Below are 1,478 nucleotides of genomic sequence, written 5' to 3'. Positions count from 1 at the left end.
TGTCGTTGTGCTGTGATAATGTCACTGTGTAACTGTTCTGAGATAATGTCACCATGGGACAGGAGATCATGACATTGAGCAGAGCAGAATTGAAGAAGGTTGTCGTAGTGGAGAAAATCATTAGCGGACATATGACGAATGCGGAAGGAGCGGCAGCACTCGGGCTATCATGCAGACAGATGGTTCGGTTGAAGAAAAAGTATTTGACGGAGGGAGGAGCAGCGGCACTGGCTCACCGCAATCGTGGTAGAAAGCCTGCTCACGCACTTGCGGACGAGACGCGGGATCGCGTCGCAACACTTTATAGCCAGCAATATGCCGGTAGCAACAACTGCCACTTTGCAGAGTTACTCTCGGAACGCGAGGCGCTGGAGCTAAGCCCCTCCAGCGTGCGCCGAATCTTATTAGCCAAGGGCATGAAGCAAGCCAAGCAGCGACGGCGCAATAAAGCGCATCAACCGCGAGAACGGCGTTCTCAAGCCGGCGAGCTTTGGCAGATCGACGCCACGCCATATGCCTGGCTCGAAGATCGCGCCTCCGCCTTCGCCCTTCACGCGGCCATTGACGATGCAACAGGTATCGTTGTCGGCGCCGTTTTCAGACCCACCGAGTGCCGCGAGGGCTACTCGCTTGTCATGCAGCAAGGGATCAAGAAATACGGCATCCCGCTGGGGCTATACAGCGACCGGCATACGATCTTCAGATCGCCGAACGAGCCGTTGACGGTGGAGCAAGAACTGGCTGGCGAAACGAAACCGCTGTCTGATTTCGGCAAAGCTATGGATGAGCTTTGCATCACGCATATCAAGGCATTGACGCCACAAGCCAAAGGACGCATCGAGCGGCTCTGGGGCACGCTCCAGGACCGCCTTGTCATCGAACTGCGGCTACTCGATATTAACACGATGGAAGAGGCCAACGCGGCGCTACCGGGACTGCTGCAAAAGCACAATCACAAGTTTGCTCTGAAGCCGAAAAACGACGAATGCGCCTATATGAAGCTCGATTCCTCCATTCGTCTCGATTATGTATTTACGACGCGGGAGCAGCGAACGCTCGGGCAAGGCAACACGCTTTCCTACGCCAACAAGACCTATACATTCGCCAAACCCTCTCCTTATCGACTCGATGCCAAGACGGTCGTCGAGGTGCGTCAGACGCTTTCGGGAGAAGTCATCGTGTGGCACGACAATACCGCAATCAAGCTCCTGGAAATCGCGAAGCCGGTCCGAAAACAGAAGCAGGAAATAAAAAAGGCGAGTTCTGCGCAGCCACGCAAACCCACCCAAGCGCATCCGTGGAAAACCACGGAGCAGCAAAACCAAAACAAGCGTACCACAAGAAGGATCAGTTTCCAAGACGCCATGTATTCTCAGCATAATAGCTACGCCGAAGCGCTCTGGTGAGTCGCTTCGGCACCACTTAAAAGTGACATTTTCTCGGACGAGTTAAGGTGACATTTTCACAGAAGATTGACA

At 54.0% G+C, this 1,478-nt stretch carries 1 protein-coding gene; it reads left to right on the top strand.

What is annotated here, in order from left to right:
* The first annotated feature begins 74 nt into the window (after positions 1–74).
* Positions 75–1,406, top strand: coding sequence for an ISNCY family transposase (locus KXG62_RS33760; protein ID WP_218096389.1), 1,332 nt, complete (start codon positions 75–77; stop codon positions 1,404–1,406).
* Positions 1,407–1,478: the final 72 nt, after the last annotated feature.

Source organism: Paenibacillus solanacearum (assembly GCF_910593845.1).
Lineage (GTDB): Bacteria > Bacillota > Bacilli > Paenibacillales > NBRC-103111 > Paenibacillus_G > Paenibacillus_G solanacearum.
The sequence above is the reverse complement of the archived record's forward strand: the minus strand, read 5'-3'. Positions and strand labels throughout refer to the sequence as shown.